This window comes from Actinomadura sp. KC06 (assembly GCF_004348735.1).
Taxonomy (GTDB): domain Bacteria; phylum Actinomycetota; class Actinomycetes; order Streptosporangiales; family Streptosporangiaceae; genus Spirillospora.
Genome location: NZ_SMKT01000084.1, coordinates 1 through 20,369, shown reverse-complemented (window position 1 = coordinate 20,369; position 20,369 = coordinate 1). Strand labels below are relative to the sequence as shown.

General features: G+C 72.6%; 19 protein-coding genes. 1 reads left to right on the top strand and 18 read right to left on the bottom strand.

Translation table 11 applies throughout. From position 1 onward, the window contains the following. Positions 1–2 precede the first annotated feature (2 nt). Positions 3–455, top strand: a complete 453-nt coding sequence (locus E1287_RS25105) for a DUF6069 family protein (RefSeq protein WP_131967515.1) — start codon at positions 3–5, stop codon at positions 453–455. 65 nt (positions 456–520) lie between these two features. On the opposite strand, the gene E1287_RS25100 is transcribed toward E1287_RS25105, so the two are convergent. The 18 genes from E1287_RS25100 to E1287_RS25015 all read right to left on the bottom strand — a co-directional run. Beyond that, positions 521–1,984, bottom strand: coding sequence for a glutamate synthase subunit beta (locus E1287_RS25100; protein ID WP_131967514.1), 1,464 nt, complete (start codon positions 1,982–1,984; stop codon positions 521–523). Between the two features lie 19 nt (positions 1,985–2,003). Continuing rightward, positions 2,004–6,611 (bottom strand): glutamate synthase large subunit, encoded by a 4,608-nt coding sequence (gene gltB, locus E1287_RS25095; protein ID WP_131967513.1) that lies wholly within the window; start codon positions 6,609–6,611, stop codon positions 2,004–2,006. A 304-nt stretch (positions 6,612–6,915) separates the two neighbouring features. Continuing rightward, positions 6,916–8,178 (bottom strand): hypothetical protein, encoded by a 1,263-nt coding sequence (locus E1287_RS25090; RefSeq protein WP_131967512.1) that lies wholly within the window; start codon positions 8,176–8,178, stop codon positions 6,916–6,918. Between the two features lie 52 nt (positions 8,179–8,230). Then, the gene (locus E1287_RS25085) at positions 8,231–9,031 is read right to left on the bottom strand and encodes a hypothetical protein (protein WP_131967511.1); all 801 of its coding nucleotides are present in this window, start codon (positions 9,029–9,031) and stop codon (positions 8,231–8,233) included. Positions 9,032–9,104: 73 nt separating this feature from the next. Further along, complete coding sequence (locus E1287_RS25080) at positions 9,105–9,818, bottom strand: VIT1/CCC1 transporter family protein (RefSeq protein WP_131967510.1); 714 nt, start codon at positions 9,816–9,818, stop codon at positions 9,105–9,107. Positions 9,819–9,848: 30 nt separating this feature from the next. Beyond that, a complete protein-coding gene (gene lgt, locus E1287_RS25075; RefSeq protein WP_131967509.1) occupies positions 9,849–11,042 on the bottom strand; it encodes a prolipoprotein diacylglyceryl transferase in 1,194 nt (397 codons plus the stop codon). 205 nt (positions 11,043–11,247) lie between these two features. Continuing rightward, positions 11,248–12,075: a thioredoxin domain-containing protein gene (locus tag E1287_RS25070; RefSeq protein WP_131967508.1), complete on the bottom strand. Its 828-nt coding sequence runs from the start codon at positions 12,073–12,075 to the stop codon at positions 11,248–11,250. Positions 12,076–12,224: 149 nt separating this feature from the next. Then, a complete protein-coding gene (locus E1287_RS25065) occupies positions 12,225–13,001 on the bottom strand; it encodes a thioredoxin domain-containing protein (protein WP_131967507.1) in 777 nt (258 codons plus the stop codon). A gap of 60 nt (positions 13,002–13,061) precedes the next feature. Continuing rightward, a complete protein-coding gene (locus tag E1287_RS25060) occupies positions 13,062–13,553 on the bottom strand; it encodes a vitamin K epoxide reductase family protein (protein WP_131967506.1) in 492 nt (163 codons plus the stop codon). Between the two features lie 391 nt (positions 13,554–13,944). Further along, positions 13,945–14,769 (bottom strand): tryptophan synthase subunit alpha, encoded by an 825-nt coding sequence (gene trpA, locus E1287_RS25055; protein ID WP_131967505.1) that lies wholly within the window; start codon positions 14,767–14,769, stop codon positions 13,945–13,947. After that, entirely contained in the window at positions 14,766–15,989 is a 1,224-nt protein-coding gene (gene trpB, locus E1287_RS25050; RefSeq protein WP_131967504.1) for a tryptophan synthase subunit beta, read from the bottom strand. Before trpB ends, trpA begins: the two co-directional genes overlap by 4 nt. A 109-nt stretch (positions 15,990–16,098) precedes the next feature. Then, on the bottom strand, positions 16,099–16,905 hold the full coding sequence (gene trpC / locus E1287_RS25045) for an indole-3-glycerol phosphate synthase TrpC (protein ID WP_131967503.1): 807 nt from the start codon (positions 16,903–16,905) through the stop codon (positions 16,099–16,101). Between the two features lie 100 nt (positions 16,906–17,005). After that, on the bottom strand, positions 17,006–17,425 hold the full coding sequence (locus tag E1287_RS25040) for a DUF2752 domain-containing protein (RefSeq protein ID WP_243719421.1): 420 nt from the start codon (positions 17,423–17,425) through the stop codon (positions 17,006–17,008). A gap of 32 nt (positions 17,426–17,457) precedes the next feature. Further along, the gene (locus E1287_RS25035) at positions 17,458–18,123 is read right to left on the bottom strand and encodes a response regulator transcription factor (protein ID WP_131967502.1); all 666 of its coding nucleotides are present in this window, start codon (positions 18,121–18,123) and stop codon (positions 17,458–17,460) included. Beyond that, the gene (locus E1287_RS25030; protein ID WP_131967501.1) at positions 18,120–18,704 is read right to left on the bottom strand and encodes a Trp biosynthesis-associated membrane protein; all 585 of its coding nucleotides are present in this window, start codon (positions 18,702–18,704) and stop codon (positions 18,120–18,122) included. Before E1287_RS25030 ends, E1287_RS25035 begins: the two co-directional genes overlap by 4 nt. Positions 18,705–18,734: 30 nt before the next feature. Further along, a complete protein-coding gene (hisI, locus tag E1287_RS25025) occupies positions 18,735–19,118 on the bottom strand; it encodes a phosphoribosyl-AMP cyclohydrolase (protein ID WP_131967500.1) in 384 nt (127 codons plus the stop codon). A gap of 130 nt (positions 19,119–19,248) precedes the next feature. Then, a complete protein-coding gene (locus tag E1287_RS25020; protein ID WP_018657218.1) occupies positions 19,249–19,455 on the bottom strand; it encodes a cold-shock protein in 207 nt (68 codons plus the stop codon). A 247-nt stretch (positions 19,456–19,702) separates the two neighbouring features. Then, the coding region (locus tag E1287_RS25015; RefSeq protein ID WP_207934446.1) for a TIGR03085 family metal-binding protein at positions 19,703–20,369 on the bottom strand (667 nt) is incomplete at its 5' end.

Genomic DNA, 20,369 nt, shown 5'->3' with positions numbered 1-20,369 from the left:
CGATGGCCACCACGACGATCCGGAACACGACCCCCGCGACCGCCTCCGCGACCGCCGGCACCCGCACCAGGAGCGTCCGGCGCGTGCGCGCCGCGGCCGTCGCCGCCGCCGTCGCGGTCAGCACGGTCCTCTACCTCGCCGCCTCCGCCGCGGGCGTCGACTTCCTGCTGACCGACCCCGGCAAGAAGGAGGCGTACCACCTGAAGGCCTTCGACGTCGCCCTGTTCAGCACGGTGTCCGCGCTGCTGGGCTGGGCCACGATGGCGGTGCTGGAGCGGTTCACCCGCCACGCCCGGACGGTCTGGAGCGTCCTCGCCGGCGCCGTCCTGGCGCTCTCGTTCGTGCCGATCTTCCTGGAGCAGGCGACGGCGTCCACCCGCGCCGTGCTGGTTGTCCTCCACATCGTCGTCGCCGTGGCGCTCCTCCCCCTCCTGCGCCGCCGCGCCAACCGATGAGCGCACCCAGGCGCGACGAAGGCCCTGAAGGGAACTCCTTCAGGGCCTTCGTCGCGCCTAGGCGGTCAGGCGAGTGGGCGGGCCGTCGGCGGGATGGGATAGGGCAGCGTCGTGCGGCCGGTGAGGAAGGCGTCGACGCCGCGTGCGGCGGCGCGGCCCTCGGCGATGGCCCACACGATCAGCGACTGGCCGCGGCCCATGTCCCCGGCGGCGAACACGCCGTCCACGGACGTCGCGTAGTCGTCGTCGCGGACCACGTTGCCGCGCTGGTCAAGCTCGACGCCGACCTGGTCGAGCAGGCCCTCGCGCTCCGGCCCGAGGAAGCCCATCGCCAGGGTGACCAGCTCCGCCGGGATCTCCCGCTCGGTGCCCTCGACCGGCTTGAACCCGGTGTCCGGCCCGCCGACCTCCACCAGGCGCAGGGCCCGGACGTTGCCGTCCCCGTCGCCCGCGAACTCGGTGGTGGACACGGCGTAGACGCGGTCGCCGCCCAGGTCGGCGAGCTCCTCGTGGGCGCTCTCCATCTTGAACAGCATCGGGTACGTCGGCCACGGCTGCGCGTCCGGGCGGGACTCCGGCGGACGCGGCATGATCTCCAGCTGCGTGACGGACGCGGCGCCCTGCCGGATCGCGGTGCCGACGCAGTCGGCGCCGGTGTCGCCGCCGCCGATCACGACGACGTGCTTGCCCTTGGCGGAGATCGGCGACTCGTCGAAGTCGCCCTCCTGGGCCCGGTTGGACGGCGGCAGGTACTCCATCGCCTGGTAGACGCCGTTCAGCTCGCGTCCGGGGACGGGCAGGTCCCGCCAGGCGGTGGCGCCGCCCGCAAGGACGACCGCGTCGTGCCGTGCGCGCAGATCGTCGGCGGTGACGTCCACGCCCACGTTCACCGACGTCTTGAACACGGTCCCCTCGGCGCGCATCTGGTCGAGGCGCCGGTCCAGGTGCCGCTTCTCCATCTTGAACTCGGGGATGCCGTAGCGCAGCAGGCCGCCGATCCGGTCGGCGCGCTCGTACACGGTGACGTCGTGCCCGGCGCGGGTGAGCTGCTGCGCGGCGGCGAGGCCCGCGGGCCCCGAGCCGACGACCGCGACGGTCTTGCCGGTCTTCACCGCGGGCGGCTGCGGGCGCACCCAGCCCTCGGCGAACGCCCGGTCGATGATCTCGACCTCGACCCGCTTGATCGTCACCGGGTCCTGGTTGATGCCGAGGACGCAGGCGCTCTCGCACGGGGCGGGGCAGAGCCGCCCGGTGAACTCGGGGAAGTTGTTGGTGGCGTGCAGCCGCTCGATCGCCTCGTGCCAGTCCTTGCGGTGGACGAGGTCGTTCCACTCGGGGATGAGGTTGCCGAGCGGGCAGCCCTGGTGGCAGAACGGGACGCCGCAGTCCATGCAGCGGCTCGCCTGCTTCTCGAGGCGGTCGCGGCCGAAGTCCTCGTAGACCTCGGACCAGCTGCGGATCCGCACGTCGACCGGTCGGCGCTTCGGGAGCTCCCGCCGGACGGTCAGAAAACCCTTCGGGTCGGCCATTGAAGGAAGTCCCCCTCTCTCAGCTCTGCGCGGCGGCCATGACGGCCTCGTCCACGTCGCGTCCCTCGGCCTCGGCCCTGGCCATGGCGTCCAGGACGCGCCGGTAGTCGCGCGGCATGATCTTGGTGAAGCGGGCGGCGGCGGCGTCCCAGCCGTCCAGGAGGCGGCGGGCGACGGCCGAGCCGGTCTCGTCGAGGTGGCGTTCGACCAGCGTCCGGACGAAGTCCGCGTCGGCGGAGTCGAGCGGCTCCAGGTCGACCATCTCGCCGTTGACGCGCTCGGGCACGAGATCCAGGACGTAGGCGATGCCGCCGGACATGCCGGCCGCGAGGTTACGTCCCGTCCGGCCGAGGATCACGGCGCGGCCGCCGGTCATGTACTCGCAGGCGTGGTCGCCGACGCCCTCCACGACGGCGGTCGCGCCGGAGTTGCGGACGCAGAACCGCTCGCCGACGACCCCGCGAGCGAACAGCTCGCCGGATGTCGCGCCGTACAGGATGACGTTGCCGCCGATGATCTGCTCCTCGGCCGCGAACCCGGCGTCCGCCGGCGGACGCAGCGTCAGCCGCCCGCCGGACAGGCCCTTGCCGACGTAGTCGTTGGCGTCGCCGACCAGCCGCAGCGTGACGCCGCGCGGCACGAACGCGCCGAACGAGTTGCCCGCCGAGCCGGTGAACGTGACGTCGATCGTGTCGTCGCGGAGGCCCGCCCCGCCCCACTTCCGGGTGATCTCGTGGCCGAGCATGGTGCCGACCGTCCGGTTGACGTTGCGGATCGGCAGCTCCAGCGTCACCGTGTCGCCGAACGCGATCGCGCCCTCGGAGAGCTGGATCAGCGTGTTGTCCAGCGCCTTCTCCAGGCCGTGGTCCTGGACGGTGGTGCGGTGCAGCGCGGCGCCGTCCGGTACCTCGGGCATGTGCAGGATCGGCGCGAGGTCCAGGCCGGACGCCTTCCAGTGCTCCACGGCCTCGCGGGTGTCGATCATCTCGACGTGCCCGATCGCCTCGTCCAGGGACCGGAACCCGAGCGCCGCCAGGTACTCGCGGACCTCCTCGGCGACGAACTCGAAGAAGTTGACGACGAACTCCGGCTTGCCCGCGAACCGCTGCCGCAGGACGGGGTTCTGCGTGGCGACGCCGACCGGGCAGGTGTCCAGGTGGCAGACCCGCATCATGATGCAGCCCGACACCACCAGCGGCGCGGTCGCGAAGCCGTACTCCTCGGCGCCGAGCAGCGCGGCGACGACGACGTCCCGGCCGGTCTTCATCTGCCCGTCGGTCTGCACGACGATCCGGTCGCGCAGCCCGTTCAGCAGCAGCGTCTGCTGCGTCTCGGCGAGGCCCAGCTCCCACGGCGCGCCCGCGTGCTTCAGCGACGTCAGCGGGGACGCGCCGGTGCCGCCGTCGTGCCCGGAGATCAGCACGACGTCGGCGTGCGCCTTGGACACCCCGGCCGCGACCGTCCCGACCCCGACCTCCGCGACGAGCTTGACGTGCACGCGCGCCGCCGGGTTGGCGTTCTTCAGGTCGTGGATGAGCTGCGCCAGGTCCTCGATGGAGTAGATGTCGTGGTGCGGCGGCGGCGAGATGAGGCCGACGCCGGGCGTGGAGTGCCGGGTCTTGGCGATCCACGGGTACACCTTGTGGCCGGGCAGCTGGCCGCCCTCGCCGGGCTTGGCGCCCTGCGCCATCTTGATCTGGATGTCGTCGGCGTTCGTCAGGTACTCGGACGTGACCCCGAAGCGGCCCGACGCGACCTGCTTGATCGCGCTGCGGCGCAGGTCGCCGTTCTCGTCCGGGGTGAACCGCGCCGGGTCCTCGCCGCCCTCGCCGGTGTTGGACTTGCCGCCCAGCCGGTTCATCGCGATCGCGAGGGTCTCGTGCGCCTCCGCGGAGATCGACCCGTACGACATCGCGCCGGTGGAGAACCGCTTGACGATCTCCGATACGGGCTCGACCTCGTCCAGCGGGACGGGCTCCCGCTCGCCCTCCTTCAGCCGGAACAGGCCGCGGAGCGTCATCAGCTTCTCCGCCTGCGAGTCGACCTTGGAGGTGTACTCCTTGAAGATCTCGTAACGGCGGGTGCGGGTGGCGTGCTGCAGCTTGAACACCGTGTCCGGGTTGAACAGGTGCGGCTCGCCCTCGCGGCGCCACTGGTACTCGCCGCCGACGTCGAGCGTCCGGTGCGCGAGGTCGTTGCCGCCCGGCGGGTAGGCGCGGGCGTGCCGCTCGGCCGCCTCGCGGGCCAGCACGTCGAAGCCGACGCCGCCGAGCCGGGACGTGGTGCCGGTGAAGCAGCGCGACACGACGTCCTCGCCGAGGCCGATCGCCTCGAAGATCTGCGCGCCGGTGTAGGACGCGACCGTCGACACGCCCATCTTCGACATGACCTTCAGGACGCCCTTGCCGTACGCCTTCACCAGGTTCCGGACGGCCTTCCCGGCGTCCAGGTCCTCGATCACGCCGCCGCGGACGAGGTCCTCGACGGTCTCGATCGCCAGGTACGGGTTGATCGCGGACGCGCCGTACCCGATCAGCAGCGCCATGTGATGGCACTCGCGGGCCTCGCCCGTCTCGATCACCAGCCCGACCCGCGTGCGGGTCTTCTCCCTGATCAGATGGTGGTGGACGGCCCCGGTCAGCAGCAGCGACGGGATCGCGGCGCGGCCGGAGTCGGCGCCGCGGTCCGACAGCACGATGATGCGGGCGCCGGCGTCAATGGCCCGGCTCACCTCGGAGTTGATCTCCTCCAGGCGCGCCTGCAGGGCCGCTCCCCCGCCGGCGACGTCGTACAGGCCCTGGACGACATGGGCCTGCAGATGCGGCAGCGACCCCTCGTCGTCGATGTGGATGATCTTGGACAGCTCGTCGTTGTCCAGGATGGGAGTGGGCAGGACGAGCCGGCGGCACGAGTCGGGGCCCGGCTCCAGGAGGTTGCCCTCCGGGCCGAGCGTGGACTGCAGCGAGGTGACGAGCTCCTCGCGGATCGCGTCCAGCGGCGGGTTCGTGACCTGCGCGAACAGCTGCTTGAAGTAGTCGAACAGCAGCCGCGGGCGCTCCGACAGCACGGCGATCGGGGTGTCGGTGCCCATCGAGCCGATCGGTTCGGCGCCCGTCCGCGCCATCGGCGTCAGGATGATCCGCTGCTCTTCGAGCGTGTACCCGAACGTCTGCTGCCGCTTGACCAGCGTGTCGTGCGTCGGGATCTCCCGCTCGCGCTGCGGCAGCTCCTCGAACCGGACGAGGCCCTCGTGCAGCCACTGCCCGTACGGGTGCTCGGCGGCCAGCTCGGCCTTGACCTCGTCGTCCTCCACGATCCGCCCGGCGGCCGTGTCCACCAGGAAGATCTTGCCGGGCTGCAGGCGTCCCTTCCGGACGACGTCCGCCGCCGGGATGTCGAGCACGCCCGCCTCGCTGGCCAGCACGACCAGGCCGTCGCGCGTGACCCAGTACCGTCCCGGACGCAGCCCGTTGCGGTCCAGGACCGCTCCCACGACGGTGCCGTCGGTGAAGCTGACGCTGGCGGGGCCGTCCCACGCCTCCATCAGCGTGGAGTGGAACTCGTAGAACGCCCGGCGCTCCGCGTCCATCTCCGTGTGGTTCTCCCACGCCTCCGGGATCATCATCAGCACGGCGTGCGGCAGCGACCGGCCGCCGAGGTGCAGCAGCTCCAGGCACTCGTCGAACGAGGCGGTGTCGCTCGCCTCGATGTCGATCACCGGGTAGATCCGGGACAGGTCGCCGGGCAGCAGGTCGGACTTCAGCAGCGCCTCGCGGGCCCGCATCCAGTTCCGGTTGCCCTTCACCGTGTTGATCTCGCCGTTGTGCGCGATGAACCGGTACGGGTGGGCCAGCTCCCAGGCCGGGAACGTGTTCGTCGAGAACCGGGAGTGCACGAGCGCGATCGCGCTGGTGAAGCGGCGGTCGGAGAGGTCGGGGAAGAACGGCTCCAGCTGCGGCGTCGTCAGCATGCCCTTGTAGACGATCGTCCGGCTGGACAGGCTCGGGAAGTAGACGTTCACGTCCTGCTCGGCTCGCTCGCGCATGCAGAACACGACGCGGTCCAGCTCCAGGCCGGTCTTGCCCTCGTGGGGGCCGTTGCCGGCGGGCGTGACGAACAGTTGCGCGAACTGCGGCATGACGCGGCGGGCGGCCGGGCCGGTGAAGTCGGGGTCGTGCGGGAGCTCGCGCCACCCGAGGACCGTCAGGCCCTCCTCGGCGCAGAGCGTCTCGACGTGGGCGGACACGGCGGCGCGCTCGTCGCCGTCCTGCGGGAGGAACGCGATCCCGGCCGCGTACGCGCCGGGCTCGGGGAGCGGGAAGTCGCAGACCTCGCGGAAGAACGCGTCCGGGATCTGGACGAGGATGCCGACACCGTCGCCGTCGTCGGGCTCGGCGCCGACGGCCCCGCGGTGGTCGAGGTTCTTCAGGACGGTCAGGGCCTTCTGCACGATGTCGTGGCTCGTGCGGCCGTGCATGTCGGCGACCATCCCGACACCGCAGGCGTCGTGCTCGTTCGCCGGGTCGTACAGTCCCTGGGCGGGCCGTCCCGTCGCGCCGGGCACGGGAGCCGGGGCGGCGGGTGCGCCGGGCGCACGGCCGGCGGGTGTGAGGGCAGCAGCAGCCATGAAACCCTCCGTCGTCGTCTTGTCACTGCTTCGGTGTCAGTGCAGGCTCGGGACGACGTTGGCCCTGCTGCGGTGAGATGACATTACATCACTGCCGGGATCATGCCCGAAGGCACCAGATCACGAAACTTCCGGGCGCGGATCGACCGTGCGTCATCTCACAGTGGTTTAGACCAGTTTACCGGTTCATCCCCGGCGGGCAGGGCGCTGACCTCGGGTGAGCATCGTCACCGGCGCACAAGGTTTACGCTCCTTCGCCGGTCACTTGCCCGAAACCTGGGCGGATCGTCCGCCAGCCGCTCCGTCAGTTCGACGTGCGGGCGGCGCGGCCGAGCACCGCCGGGGCCTTGCCGCCCTCGATCAGCAGGGACAGCAGCGTCTCGTCCTTCTCGTCGCCCTTGCCGTCCAGCCGCTGCGCCCACGTGACCACGGCGAAGTGGCCCATCGCCAGGCCGCGCGCCATCCCGAAGCCGTGCCCGAACCGGTCCAGCGGGGCGGGCGCCTCCAGCGGCCGGACGAACCCCGCGCCGAGCGTCTTCTCCAGCGTCGCGACGAACCGGTCCGCGTCCGCCGAACCGGCCAGGTTGAACACGGCGACGGCCAGCCCGTAACCCTTCTCGGTATCGGAGTAGATCCCGCGAACCGCCTGCGTGCAGCCGCCCTTGCCCAGCACGTCGCCGACGGTCGCGCCCCATATGGCGGCGGCGCAGTCGGCGTCCAGGCGCTTGGCGCGCAGCTTCACCTCGACGTCGCCGTCCGGGACGGACAGCGTCGTGGCCGACGGCGGGAAGGACTCCTCGATCGTCAGCGGCTTGGCGTCCGCGCCGCGCGAGGCGATGCCGGTGTACGCGGACGTCGACGGCGAGTTCGAGTAGGAGACCGGCGACAGGCCGTTCCGGGCCGGCTTCCCGATCCGCACGTTGCTCGCGTCGCCGCCCGCGGGGGCGGCGTCCCCGCCGCGCAGGCCGACCACCGCGCCGATCGCGAGCAGCACGACCAAGCCGAGGACGGCGGCGGCGCCGAAGTACAGCTTCGGCCCGTACCCGGCCGGACGTCCCTTGCGTCCCTGGCTTGCCTGGCGCTTCCGGCCGGTCTTGCGCGGTCCGCGCGCGTCCCGGGACGGCCCGATCGGCAGCTCGGCCAGGCCGACGCGCTGTTCGGCCCCGCCATCGCGCCTTTCCGGCCTGCCGCCCCGCTGCTTCGGCGTCCGGCCGCGGCCCTTCTGCTTCCGGCCGCGCTGCTCCGCCTTCCCGGTACGCGGATCGACCCTGCCGTCGCGGGCGTCGGACCCGCCGCCGTGGTGGTCCGGCATCGCGCGGCCCTCGCCGGGACGCGGGCGCGGAACGGAGCCGGACGCGTTCCGGTAGCCGGATTCACCGTCCTCGTACGGCATGCGCTGCGGAGGCGGAGCCGGACGGTCCGGATGCTGCGGGCGACGGGCCGGGGTGCGCGGGCGGGGCGCGCCGGTGCGGCCCGGGGCCGTCCTGCGCGGGGCGGGCTGCCCTCGGCCCTGGCGGTTCACCGGTGCCCGCCGGGGGCCGCCGCGGCGCTGTTCATCGGGATCCACGACCGCGCAGACTACTGCCCGCCGGCCGGTGACACGCCCGCGCGCGGCCGGATCACTGCCTCGGGGTCCCGGTGGAGGCCAGGTCGAGCCGCCCGTACAGGAAGTCGGCGGCGTTCTCGATGACCAGGCTCACATCGATCATCTCGTTGAGCGAGGCGGGCTGCGCCCCGCCGGCCCGCTCCACCAGCGTCAGCACCGCGTAGTGGCCGTAGGTCTTGGCGTAGGCGGCGCTGAACCCGGCGCCGGTCGCGGGGACGCCCGGCGCCTGCAGCAGGGTCGGCCAGCCCGCCTTCGTCCGCGGGTCCAGGTCGCGCAGGATCTGCTTGACGCCCTCCACCCCGGACAGGTTGATCACGATGAAGTGGCCGACGTGCTTCTTGTCGGCGCTCACGTACGCCGAGCGGGCGATCTGGTTGCAGCCGAACTTGGCGAGGTCGCCCTGCAGGCGGGCGCCCCAGGTCGCGGCCTTGCAGTCGGAGCTCAGGTCGGACGCGGCGAGCGAGAAGGAGTAGCCCGTGGACTTCAGGCTCTTCGCGGAGAACGCCTCGCCCTCGGTGATCGCGCGTCCGTCGGCGGACCGCTCGGCGATCTGGCGGAAGCCCTCGCCGTTGTAGTCCGGCGTGTACGCGGTCGGGAGGACCTGCCGGGGGGCGGCCTTCTCGTCCGTCCCGCCGCCGGTCAGCACCAGCACGGCCGCCGCCGCGGCGACCACGGCGACCAGCGCGGCGGCCGCGCCGTACAGCAGCTTCGGACTGGGGAACCGGCGGCCGGGCTTGTCGTCGTCCGGCCAGAAGTCCCGCCCGCGGCCTTTGCCCGGGGTCTTGCGGGAGCCTGTGTCACGAGCCTCGATCACGTCCGGGAGCTTAGCGGCCCCGCCGCCCTCCGCGTGGCCAAAAGGGCGTTTCCTCCCGGTGGGACCGTTCCGATCAGCCCGTTCCGATCAGCGCGCCGACCCCGTAGGTGATCGCCGCGGCGGCGGCGCCGAACAGCAGCTGCCGCGTCCCGCCGAACCACCAGGCGCGGGCGGTCACCCGCGACACCAGCGCGCCCGCGGCGAACAGGCCGAGCGCGGCGACGCCCGCCGCAGGCCACAGCGTGGACGCGCCCAGCAGGTACGGAAGCACCGGCAGCATCGCCCCGACCGCGAACGACAGGAACGACGAGCCCGCCGCCAGCACCGGGGACGGCAGTTCGCCGGGCGTCACGCCGAGCTCCTCCTTGGTGTGCACCTCAAGGGCCTCGTCGGGGTCGCGGGACAGCTGCCGCGCGACCTCCGCGGCGGTGTCCGGGTCGACGCCGCGCGCCTCGAAGACACCGGCCAGCTCCCGCTCCTCGGCCCCCGGATGCCGGGCGAGCTCGCGCCGCTCCACCTCGATCTCCGCCTCGGCAAGCTCCGACTGGGACGCGACCGAGATGTACTCCCCCGCCGCCATCGAGAACGCGCCCGCCGCCAGCCCGGCGAGGCCCGCGAGCAGCACCACCCGCTGGCTCGCCTGGCCGCCCGCGACGCCCGCGATCAGCGCGAAGTTGGAGACCAGGCCGTCCATCGCGCCGAACACCGCGGGCCGCAGCCAGCCGCCGGTCACGTCGCGGTGCTGGTGGTGGCGCTCCGGGCGCACACCGGTCTCCCCGCTGGTCATCTCCCCCGCATCGGTCGCGTTCGCCGGCTTCTACTTCCCGTCTTTGACGGGCTCCCCCTCGGATTCCTCTTCCTCTACCCGCTCGGGGTCGGCGACACCATCGTCCTTCGCGTCCTCGACGGCGGTCTCGCTGGCAGGCTCGGCGGTGGGCTCGGAGTCTTCGTCTTCCGGCTCGGCTGCCGCCGCCTCGCTGTCGGTCGCCGTCTTCTCGGCGGGTTCCGCGTCCTCGTCGGCGGGTTCGGGCTGCTCCAGTATCTCGGTGGCCTCATCGCCCTCGGATTCGACCACCGTGGGCGCGTCCTCGCCGGGCTCCGCGTCCGTTCCGGCGTCGTCCGTCCCGGCGTCCGCGACCGTCGCGCCGGACCCGGTCTCCTCGGCGGGACGGCCGAGGTTCTCCGGCCCGGTGAGGTTGCGCGCCCGGTACAGGTAGGCGACCGCGCCGGCGAACAGGATGATCGAGGTCCAGTCGTTCAGCCGCAGGCCGAGGACCTCGTGGGCCTCGTCGATGCGCAGCGCCTCGATCCAGGCGCGTCCCAGCGTGTAGGCGGCGACGTAGAGCGCGAACGCGCGCCCGTGGGTGAGCTTGTAGCGGCGGTCGGCCCAGATGACCAGCACCGCGACGCCGACGCACCACAGGAACTCGTACAGGAACGTCGGGTGGTAGGTGGCGATGTCGGCGTACTCGGGGTCGAGCGCGGGCCCGCCGTCCAGCACCGGACGGTGGTTCTCGTCGATCTCGATGGCCCAGAAGGCGTCGAGCGGCCGCCCGTACAGCTCCTGGTTCCAGTAGTTGCCCCACCGGCCGATGGCCTGCGCGAGGACGATGCCCGGCGCCACCGCGTCGGCGAGCGCGAGCGCGGAGATCCCGCGCCTTCGGCAGCCGATGATCGCGCCGACCGCGCCCAGCGCGACCGCGCCCCAGATACCGAGGCCGCCCTTCCAGATCTCCAGCGCGCGGAGCGGGTCGCCGTCCGCGCCGAAGTAGCGCTGGTAGTCGGTGAGGACGTGGTAGAGCCGCCCGCCGACCAGGCCGAACGGCACCGCCCACACGGCCATGTCGACGACCACGCCGGGTGCGCCGCCCTTGGCGGCCCAGCGCCGTTCGCCCAGCCAGACCGCGACGACGATGCCAAGAATGATCATGACGGCGTAGGCGCGGATCGGGACGGGCCCGAGGTGCCAGACGCCCTGCGAGGGACTCGGAATGTAGGCCAGCGGCTCCATGCCCGCAGACGTTACCGCCTCCGGGGCGCGGATCGCGCGGTCTCCGCCACGCCGCCGGGTCGCCCCCCGCCACACCACCGGGTCACCCGCGCCACGCCGCCGGGCCGCCCCGCAGAACGGCGCCGGGCCGCCCGCGCCACGCCGCCGGGCCGCCCCGCAGAACGGCGCCGGGCCGCTCCCGCCTACGCCGCCGGGTCGCCCTCCGCTACGGGGCCGGGTCGGCGCCGAACGCCGTCCCGTCCGAGCGGGTGGTGCCGGGCGCCGGGGCCGGGGCGCCGGCCGCCGCGGCGACGGCCTTCTTCAGGTCGTCCGGGGAGCCGAGGGCCTCGGCGCCGATCTTCCGGCCGTTCAGCGCCAGGTACGGGGTGGAGTCGACGCCGGCCCGCCCGGCCTGCGCGCTCGCCTCGTCCACCAGGTCGATCTTCTGGGAGCCGTTGACGCAGGCGGCGAACGCGGGGTCGGCGACGCCCTGCTCGGCGCCCCAGTCGATCAGGTCCTCGTTGCTGAAGCCCCTGTCGCCCTCGGGGGGCTGCTCGGCGAACAGCCTGTCGTGGTAACGGACCCACCGTTCGGCCGGGACGCAGGCGGCGGCGTTCGCGGCCCGCCGCGAGTTCGACATCAGCGGATCCTGCTGGAAGAGCTGGAACGGGTGGTAGACGACCTTGGCCTTGCCCTCGGCGGCGAGCTGCTTGATCGTCCCGCCGAGCCGCTGCTCCAGCAGCTTGCACGCGGGGCACTGGAAGTCCTCGTACAGGTCCAGGACGGGTGCGGTGACGCGCGGCTGCGCCATCGCGACGGCGCCGTACTGCTCCCGGGTCGTCGGCGCCAGCGGCCCCTTGTAGGTGTCCTCGAAGGTCTCGCCGCCGCTGGTGCGGGAGACGGCCACGACCACCACCGCGACCACCACGGCCGCCGCGACGACCCCGCCGAGGACGACCACCAGCAACCGCTGCCGCTGCCCCCGGACCGCGGCCCGCGCCTGTTCGTCCCCGAGCGGCCCCTGCGGCGAAGGCCTGCCCCTCTGCTCGCTCATCGATCCCCCGATCGCCACTGTGCGTGATTGTGCGCTCGCACGAGCGTAGCGGGACGGGGCGTCCCCGGACGGTGGAAACGCCGCGCCGCGCCGTCCCCCCGCCGGGTTGGGAGGGGACGGCGCGGCGCGCGACGGTCAGGGGCGGGGCGTCACTTGCCGGCCGCGCGGGCCGAGTCGATGGCCGCCCGCAGGCCGCCGGGGTTCATGGCCTGGTTGGTGTCGAGCTTCTGGCCGTTGAGGAACACCGTCGGCGTGCCGTCGACGCCGCGGGTCTGCAGGGCGTACTTGGTCATCGCGTCGACCTGCGGCTTCTTCTGCTCGTCCCGCACGCACTTCTCGAAGTTCGGGTCGGTGACGCCGATGTCCTTGCCCCACTTGACGAGGTCGTCGGGCGCGAAGCCCTCGTCGCCCTCGGCGGGCTGGAACTTGTAGAGCGCCTCCTGGTAGGAGACCCACTTGTCGGCCGGGACGCAGAGCGCCGCCGCCGCCGAGCGCAGCGAGTTGATCTTGATCGGGTCCTTCTGCTGGCCGAAGAGGTGGAACGGCCGGTAGACGACCTTGACCTTGCCCTCCAGCGCGAGCTGCTGGATGGTCTTGCCGGTGGACTCCTCGAACTGCTTGCAGATCGGGCACTGGAAGTCTTCGAAGATCTCCAGTTCCGGCTTGGTCACCCCGGCCTTGGCCATGACGATGGAGCCGTCCGCCTGGCGGCTGAGCGGCGCGAGCGCGCCCTTGTGCGCCTCGGCCCGCCCGCTCTTGCGCTGCTGGTCGATGATCAGGACGGTCCCGACCACGATGACCGCCACCGCGACCACCGAACCGAGGACGATCGCGAGCAGCCGCCGCTGCTTGGAGCGCGACTCCTGCCGCTTTCGCTCGGCGGCCAGGCGCTCCCGCGCGGACCGCTCCCGTGCGGCCTTGCTCATGGGGTTTCTCCTATTGCGTGTGGGCCGCGCCGGCCACCGTGCGGCGCGGTCACGGCGAGACTAGTCGACTTGACCGATTCGCCGGAATTCGTCGATGAGAACGAGAAGGAAGAGCAGGACGGTCACGACGTGGACCCCGGTGCACCACAGGCAGATTTTGTGCAAGATTGCCAATTCCACGGTGACGAGGTAAACGACGAAGAGCACGCCGACCGACACGCTCGCCACCCGTCCCCAGCGCAAGGGCGGCCAGGCCGACCGCAGCGCCCACGGCGTGATCAGCGCGGCGAACGCGACGAAGAAGGCCAGGCCGAGCAGCGGCATCGGGATCCCGGCCAGCGTCGAGTAGTCGCTGGTCGTGACCGCGTGGCAGTCGACGGTCTTGGACGCCGAGCACACCAGCGCCCCTTCGTCGTAGTGCGTGATCGTCAGGTAGACGGAGATCCCGAACCCGGCGATCGTCAGGATCCAGGCCGTGACCAGGAACCATGCGGGCGGCAACGGCGGCGCGGCCGTACCGGCCCGCTCCTTCGCCGTCATCTCTTGCGTCATCGTGATCCTTCCAGGACCGTCTCACCCGGCGAACACACCTTACGGGAGAGCGGCGGCATCACAAGCCCAACACGGAGGCGCCGTCCGCGAGATCCGGCCCCCGCGCACGCCCCGCCCGCCGAATGATCGTCAGACCCGCACAACACCCCGCCGGTGATCGTCAGCCGCGCACGGGGTCCGGCCGCCGGAAGATCGTCCGACCGGACGGTACCCGTCGCCGAACCCGCACGCATCGCCCGCCGACCGCCCATCAGAATCGGACGGGGTTCGGCGGCCGGGCGGTCGCCGGATCCGCACGACGCGCGGCCGGCCGCCCGTCGTACCCACACGGGTTCCGCGGCCCGGCGGTCGCCGGATCCGCGTGACGCGGTCGACGGCCGGTCGGCGGCGGTCAGCGGGGTGTGCGGACGCCCGCGGCCAGCTCCTCGGTGAGGGCGCGGAGGCCGGTCAGGCCGGAGGCGAGGTCGGGCGCGTCCAGGAGGCGGCGGACGAACGCCGATCCGACGATCACCCCGTCCGCGAACCGGGCGACCTCGGCGGCCTGGGCGCCGTCGCCGACCCCGAGGCCGAGGCCGACCGGCAGCGCCGTCCCGGCCTTGTCGATCATGGCGCGGGTCCGCTCCACCAGGCGCGGGGCGCCGGTGTCGACGGCGGTGCGCGCGCCGGTGACGCCCATCAGCGAAGCCGCGTACACGAACCCGCGGCACAGCCCGGTGATCTTCTCGATGCGCTCGTCGGTGGAGCTGAGCGCGACGAGGAACACCCGGTCGAGGCCCGGTCCCTCGCCGTGCGCGTCGGACGCCTCCAGCCACGCGCCGCCCTCCTCCGGCGTGAGGTCTGGCGTGATCAGGCCGGAGCCGCCGGCCGAGGCGAGATCGCGGGCGAACCGGTCGACGCCGTAGTGGTCGACGGGGTTCCAGTACGTCATGACGAGGGTGGGGACGCCGGTCGCGGCGACGGCCTCGACCGTCCGGAACACGTCCGCGACGCGGACGCCGCCGACGAGCGCCTGGTGGACGGCGTCCTGGATGGTGGGGCCGTCCATCATCGGGTCGGTGTAGGGCAGCCCGATCTCGATGACGTCGCAGCCCGCGTCGACCATGGTCTTCAGGGCCTCGATGGAGCCGTCCACGGTGGGGAACCCGGCGGGCAGGTAGCCGACGAGCGCGGCACGCCCTTCGGCCTTGGCCTTGTCATAGGCGGTCTGGACGCTCACTGGCCCTCCTCCTGGGAGATCAGGCCGAAGAAGCCGGCGGCCGTGTGCATGTCCTTGTCGCCGCGTCCGGACAGGCACACGACGATCGTGGCGTCCGGCCCCAGCTCAGGGCCCACCTTCAGTGCGCCGGCCAGCGCGTGCGCGGACTCGATGGCCGGGATGAGGCCCTCGGTGCGGCAGAGCAGCGAGAACGCGCCCATCGCCTCCGCGTCGGTGATCTCCCGGTACTCGGCGCGGCCGGCGTCGTGCAGCCACGCGTGCTCGGGGCCGACGCCGGGGTAGTCGAGGCCGGCGGAGATCGAGTGGGTCTCCTGGGTCTGGCCGTCCTCGTCCTGCAGCAGGTAGGTGCGCATGCCGTGGATGACGCCGAGGGACCCGCCGACGAGCGTCGCGGCGTGCCTGCCGGTGGCGACGCCGTCGCCGCCCGCCTCGAAGCCGAACAGCCGGACGGACTCGTCCGGGACGAAGGCGTGGAACGTCCCGATCGCGTTGGAGCCGCCGCCGACGCAGGCGACGACGGCGTCCGGCAGCGCGCCGGTCAGCTCCAGGCACTGCCGCCGCGCCTCGACCCCGATGACCCGCTGGAAGTCGCGGACCATCATCGGGAACGGGTGCGGGCCCATCACGGAGCCGATGCAGTAGTGGGTGTTCTCGACGCTGGCGACCCAGTCGCGGAACGCCTCGTTGCAGGCGTCCTTGAGGGTGCGGCTGCCAGTCGTCACCGGGACGACCTCGGCGCCGAGCATCCGCATCCGCGCGACGTTGAGGGCCTGCCGCTCGGTGTCGACCTCGCCCATGTAGACGGTGCAGTCCAGGCCGAGCAGCGCCGCCGCCGTGGCGGTCGCGACCCCGTGCTGCCCGGCGCCCGTCTCGGCGATCACGCGGGTCTTGCCCATCCGGCGGGTCAGCAGCGCCTGGCCGAGTACGTTGTTGATCTTGTGGGAGCCGGTGTGGTTGAGGTCCTCGCGCTTGAGGAGCACGCGGGCGCCCGCGTGCTCCGAGAAGCGCTTCGCCTCGGTCAGCAGGCTGGGACGGCCCGCGTAGTTCGCGAGCAGGTCGTCCAGCTCGGCGGTGAAGGCGGGGTCGTGCTTGGCGGTCTCGAACTCGCGGGTCAGCTCGTCCAGCGCCGCCATCAGCGCCTCGGGGGCGAACCGGCCGCCGAACGATCCGAAGTGGCCCGCGGCGTCGGGCACGGCACCGCGCGCGGTGTCGATGGTCATGGGAAACGCGTCCTGTCGTACGAGAAGGGGCTTGTCACCGAGTCAGAGTGAAGCCCTGCCATCGCTCCCGGAGCGGTTCGACCTGCATGTCCTCAGCCTATCCAGTCCTTCAGCCGCTCTGCCGCAACGCTGGGTGGGCACCTGCGGCGACGAGGTCGGCGACCGCGGTGCGCGGGTCCTTGCCGATCACCAGGCTCTCCCCGACCAGCACCGCGTCGGCGCCGCTGGAGGCGTAGGCGAGCAGGTCGTGCGGGCCCCGCACCCCCGACTCGGCGATCTTCACGATGTCCTTGGGGATGAGCGGGGCGACCCGCGCGAACACGCCGCGGTCGACCTGCAGCGTCTTCAGGTCGCGCGCGTTCACGCCGATGACCTTGGCGCCCGCGTCGACGGCCCGGACGGCCTCCTCCTCGGTGTGCGCCTCCACCAGCGGGAGCAGCCCGATCGACTCGGCCCGCTCGACCAGCGACACCAGCGCGTCCTGCTCCAGCGCGGCGACGATGAGCAGCGCCATGTCGGCGCCGTGCGCCCGCGCCTCCCACAGCTGGTAGGACGTGACGATGAAGTCCTTGCGCAGCACGCTGACGCCGACGTTGGCGCGGACGGCGGCGAGGTCTTCCAGGCTGCCGCCGAACCGGCGCCGCTCGGTCAGCACGCTGATCACCTTCGCGCCGCCGGACTCGTAGTCGCGGGCGAGGGCGGCGGGGTCGGCGATGGCTGCGAGCGCGCCCTTGGACGGGCTGCTGCGCTTGACCTCGGCGATCACCGAGACGCCGGGACCGCGCAGCGCGGCGAGCGCGTCCCGCGGGGCGGGGGCGGCCGCCGCCCGCTCCTTCAGGGCGTCGAGCGGAACCTCACGCTGCCTTTCGGCGAGATCGGCCCGGACGCCCTCAACGATCTCGTCCAAAACGCTCAAGGTCGCAGGCCCCCCTATTTCAGGTCGTTCCGTGCACCGATCGTAGCCGCCCCCTGGAACGCTCTCGGCATCCGGGGACCCCTCCCGCGGCCGCCGCCGCTCAGGGCGCCAGCGCCGCCGCGAACGGCAGGTTGCGGACGACCCAGTACACGGCGAGGACGCCGACGAACGAGTACACCACGACCGGCCTGAACAGAGCGGACCGCATCGGCATCCCCCGCGCGCCCAGCACCGTCCACCGGACGAACATGTAGCCGAACACCGGCAGCAGGACGAAGACCAGCGGGTTGAATCCGAACGCCGTCCCCACGTCCCCGTGGGTGAGCGCGTGGACGAGCCGCATCATCCCGCACCCCGGGCAGTAGTACCCGGTCATCGCCAGGAAAGGGCAGCTCGGGTAGTGCCCCGCCTCGTTCGGATCCCGGAACGCCACCAGCAGGGCCCCCGCGACGACGCCGCCCAGCACGAGCCCCTGCGGCAGCAACGTCCGCCGGGCCGAGTCCGATGCCGCGCGAGTCACACCGTCCACCCTAGGAGCCTCCACGCGAGACCTCACCTGTCGAGGACGTAGCCGACGCCCCGGACGGTCCTGATCGGGTTGCCCTCGCCCAGTTTGGCGCGGAGCTGGGCGACGTGGACGTCGACCGTGCGGCTTCCGGCGCCCGCGCCGGGGCCCCAGGCCGCGTCGAGGAGCTGCTCGCGGGTGAAGACGCGGCCGGGATTGGCCATCAGGAACTCGAGGAGGTCGAACTCGGTGACGGTGAGGGTGACGCGGCGGTCGCCGATGACGGCGATGCGGCCCTCGGGGTCGAGGGCGACGGCGCCCGCGCGGAGGGGGCCCGGCGTCTCGGCGGGGGCGCCGCCGCGGAGCGCGTCGGCGACCGCGCCGACCAGGACGCGGGGGCTGAAGGGCCGGTCGACGTGGTGCTCGCCGAGCGCGCGGGCGAGGGCGGGGTCCAGCGGCCCGGTCACGGCGATGACGGGCGCGGGCCGCGCGGCCTCCGCCACGCGCCGGTACAGGTCGGCGGGCAGCGCGGAGACGGACAGGTCGAGGACGACGACGTCCGGGCGCCCTCGTTCGGCGGCGGCGGGAGCCCGGCCGGGATCGGCCTCGATCTCGACGTCGAAGCCTTCGCGGGCGAGGTAGCGGCGCTGCAGTTCGGCGACGGCCGGGTCGTGCTCGACGACGAGGACGAGCCCGCCGCCCTCGGTGTTCACGGCCGCCCGTTCTTCTGGGCGGTGGGGTCCTCGCCGCGGTCGAGGGACTTCCAGATCGCGGACGGGTCGTCGTCGGCGGCGGCCGCCTGCGGGGTCGCGCGCTCGTAGCGTGCGGACATGCCCGGCCAGCGCGCCCCGCGCACCGCCGTGACGGCACCCGCGGCGACGAGGAGCACACCACCGGCGACGGAGACGATCCACCACAGGTTCACCTGCAGGGCGGGGTCGGCGCCGAGCTTGATCAGCGCGCTCTTGTCGCCGGCGGCGGACAGCACGTTGGCGCGCTGAACGGCGGCGGTCGAGGCGTAGGTGATGCCCGCGCCGAACAGGGCGATCAGGACGCCGACGCCCGCCCGCACCCGGCCGCGGGTGGCGAAGAGCGCGGCGAGTCCCGCGAGCGCGGCCCAGCCGAGCGCGCCCGCCGCGCCGCCGAGGTCACCGCCGGTCAGGCTCTGGCTGAACGGGGTGATGGCGTCCTCGGCCTCGACGGTGGCCCAGGTGCGGCCGGCGGCGAGCAGGACGAGACCGGCCCCGGCGGCGCACAGCAGCGCCGTCACGCCGCGCTCGCGCCCCGGGGTCATCGGCGCTGTTCGGTCATCGGCACGGCCCGGTCACGAGGCCGGGTCGGGGCGTTCGCCGACGACGGCGTCCAGGACGTCGGCGTCCCAGCAGGTGCGGTCGCCGGTGTGGCAGGCTGCGCCGACCTGGTCGACCTTCACCAGGATCGCGTCGGCGTCACAGTCGAGCGCGACCGACTTGACCCACTGCTGGTGGCCTGAGCTCTCGCCCTTCACCCAGTACTCCTGGCGGCTGCGGGACCAGTAGGTGCAGCGGCCGGTGGTCAGGGTGCGATGCAGCGCCTCGTCGTCCATCCAGCCGAGCATGAGCACCTCGCCGGTGTCGTACTGCTGGGCGATGGCGGGCACGAGGCCGCCGGCATCGCGCTTGAGCCGGTCAGCGATCTTGGGGTCCAGGTCGGACGGTCGAACGGACATGGGTCCATTGTGCCGCGTGCCGCGCGATGACCGGGCACGGCCCCGCCGGGAGGCGAAAGATCCGCCCGGAATGCGAAAGGACCCGCCTCCCTTTGCAGGTGGGGCGGGCCCTGACGTACGACTACGGGCTTTACAGGGGGACGACCTGGTCGGCCTGCGGACCCCGGTTACCCTGCGTCACCTCGAACTGGACGCGCTGGTTCTCGTCCAGCGTGCGGTACCCGGAGCTCTGGATGGCCGAGTAGTGCACGAACACGTCCGGCCCGCCGCCGTCCACGGCGATGAAACCGAAGCCCTTCTCGGCGTTGAACCACTTCACGGTGCCCTGCTGGGGCATGTCTTTCTCCTTGCGGCAAAACCTGGGCCCACACCTCGCGGGCCCGTGCGGTCGCTGCGGAACGCTCTCGCCCCCGGTACGGTCCCGGAAAAGCCAAAACGCCCGCTGCCATCAGTCCGCGGGCGTCTGAACGATCGAGAACCACGACTGCAACCGACCGGACCACCGTATCACCGGTTCCGCGTAAAGCGGAGGAGCCGCAAGGCTTGCGATTCTCCTCTCCGCGAACCACGCCGTTACCTGGCCGTTAAAGACTCCAACCGGTCTCGGTCAGGGTCTTGACAGCGTCCGTCGCCCCGGTGAGGCGGACGTTCGCGACGTCGCGGCGGCCCAGTGCCCAGAGGACGAGTTCGCCGACCGGACCGTGGACGCGGACGGCGCCGCGACCCCGTCCGGACACGCGCAGGCTGCGGCCGTCCGGCTGGACCAGCGTTACCCGAACATGAACTTTTCTTAGGACAAAGCGGGCAATTTTTATCCGTCGCCAGAGCAGTTCCTCGAACTCCGGGGAGATCTCCCGCGGCTCCCAGTCGGGACGTGCGCGGCGGATGTCCTCATGGTGAACAAAGAACTCAACGCCGTTCGCGATTTCGTCCACGCCCGGAAGCGCGTACGGCGAGAACTTCGGCGGTCCGAGCCGAATCCGTTCAACCAGACGGTCGAACGGAACGGCGCGCGCCGTGCGGCGCCGCACGCGCTCGGAGTAGAAGGACAGCGGCCGCAGAAGTATTCCCGGAGCGGCGTCGAGGCGCCTCTCGCGGACGACCAGATGGGCGGCGAGATCGCGGGCGTCCCAGCCGGCGCAGTTGGTGGCCGCGTCCGGCCCCGCCTCGGCGAGGGCGCCGGCCAGCGCCCGGCGTTCGCGCCGGACGGGCCCGCCGCCCTCCTGGGTGCTCATCGACTGATCGTAGGCC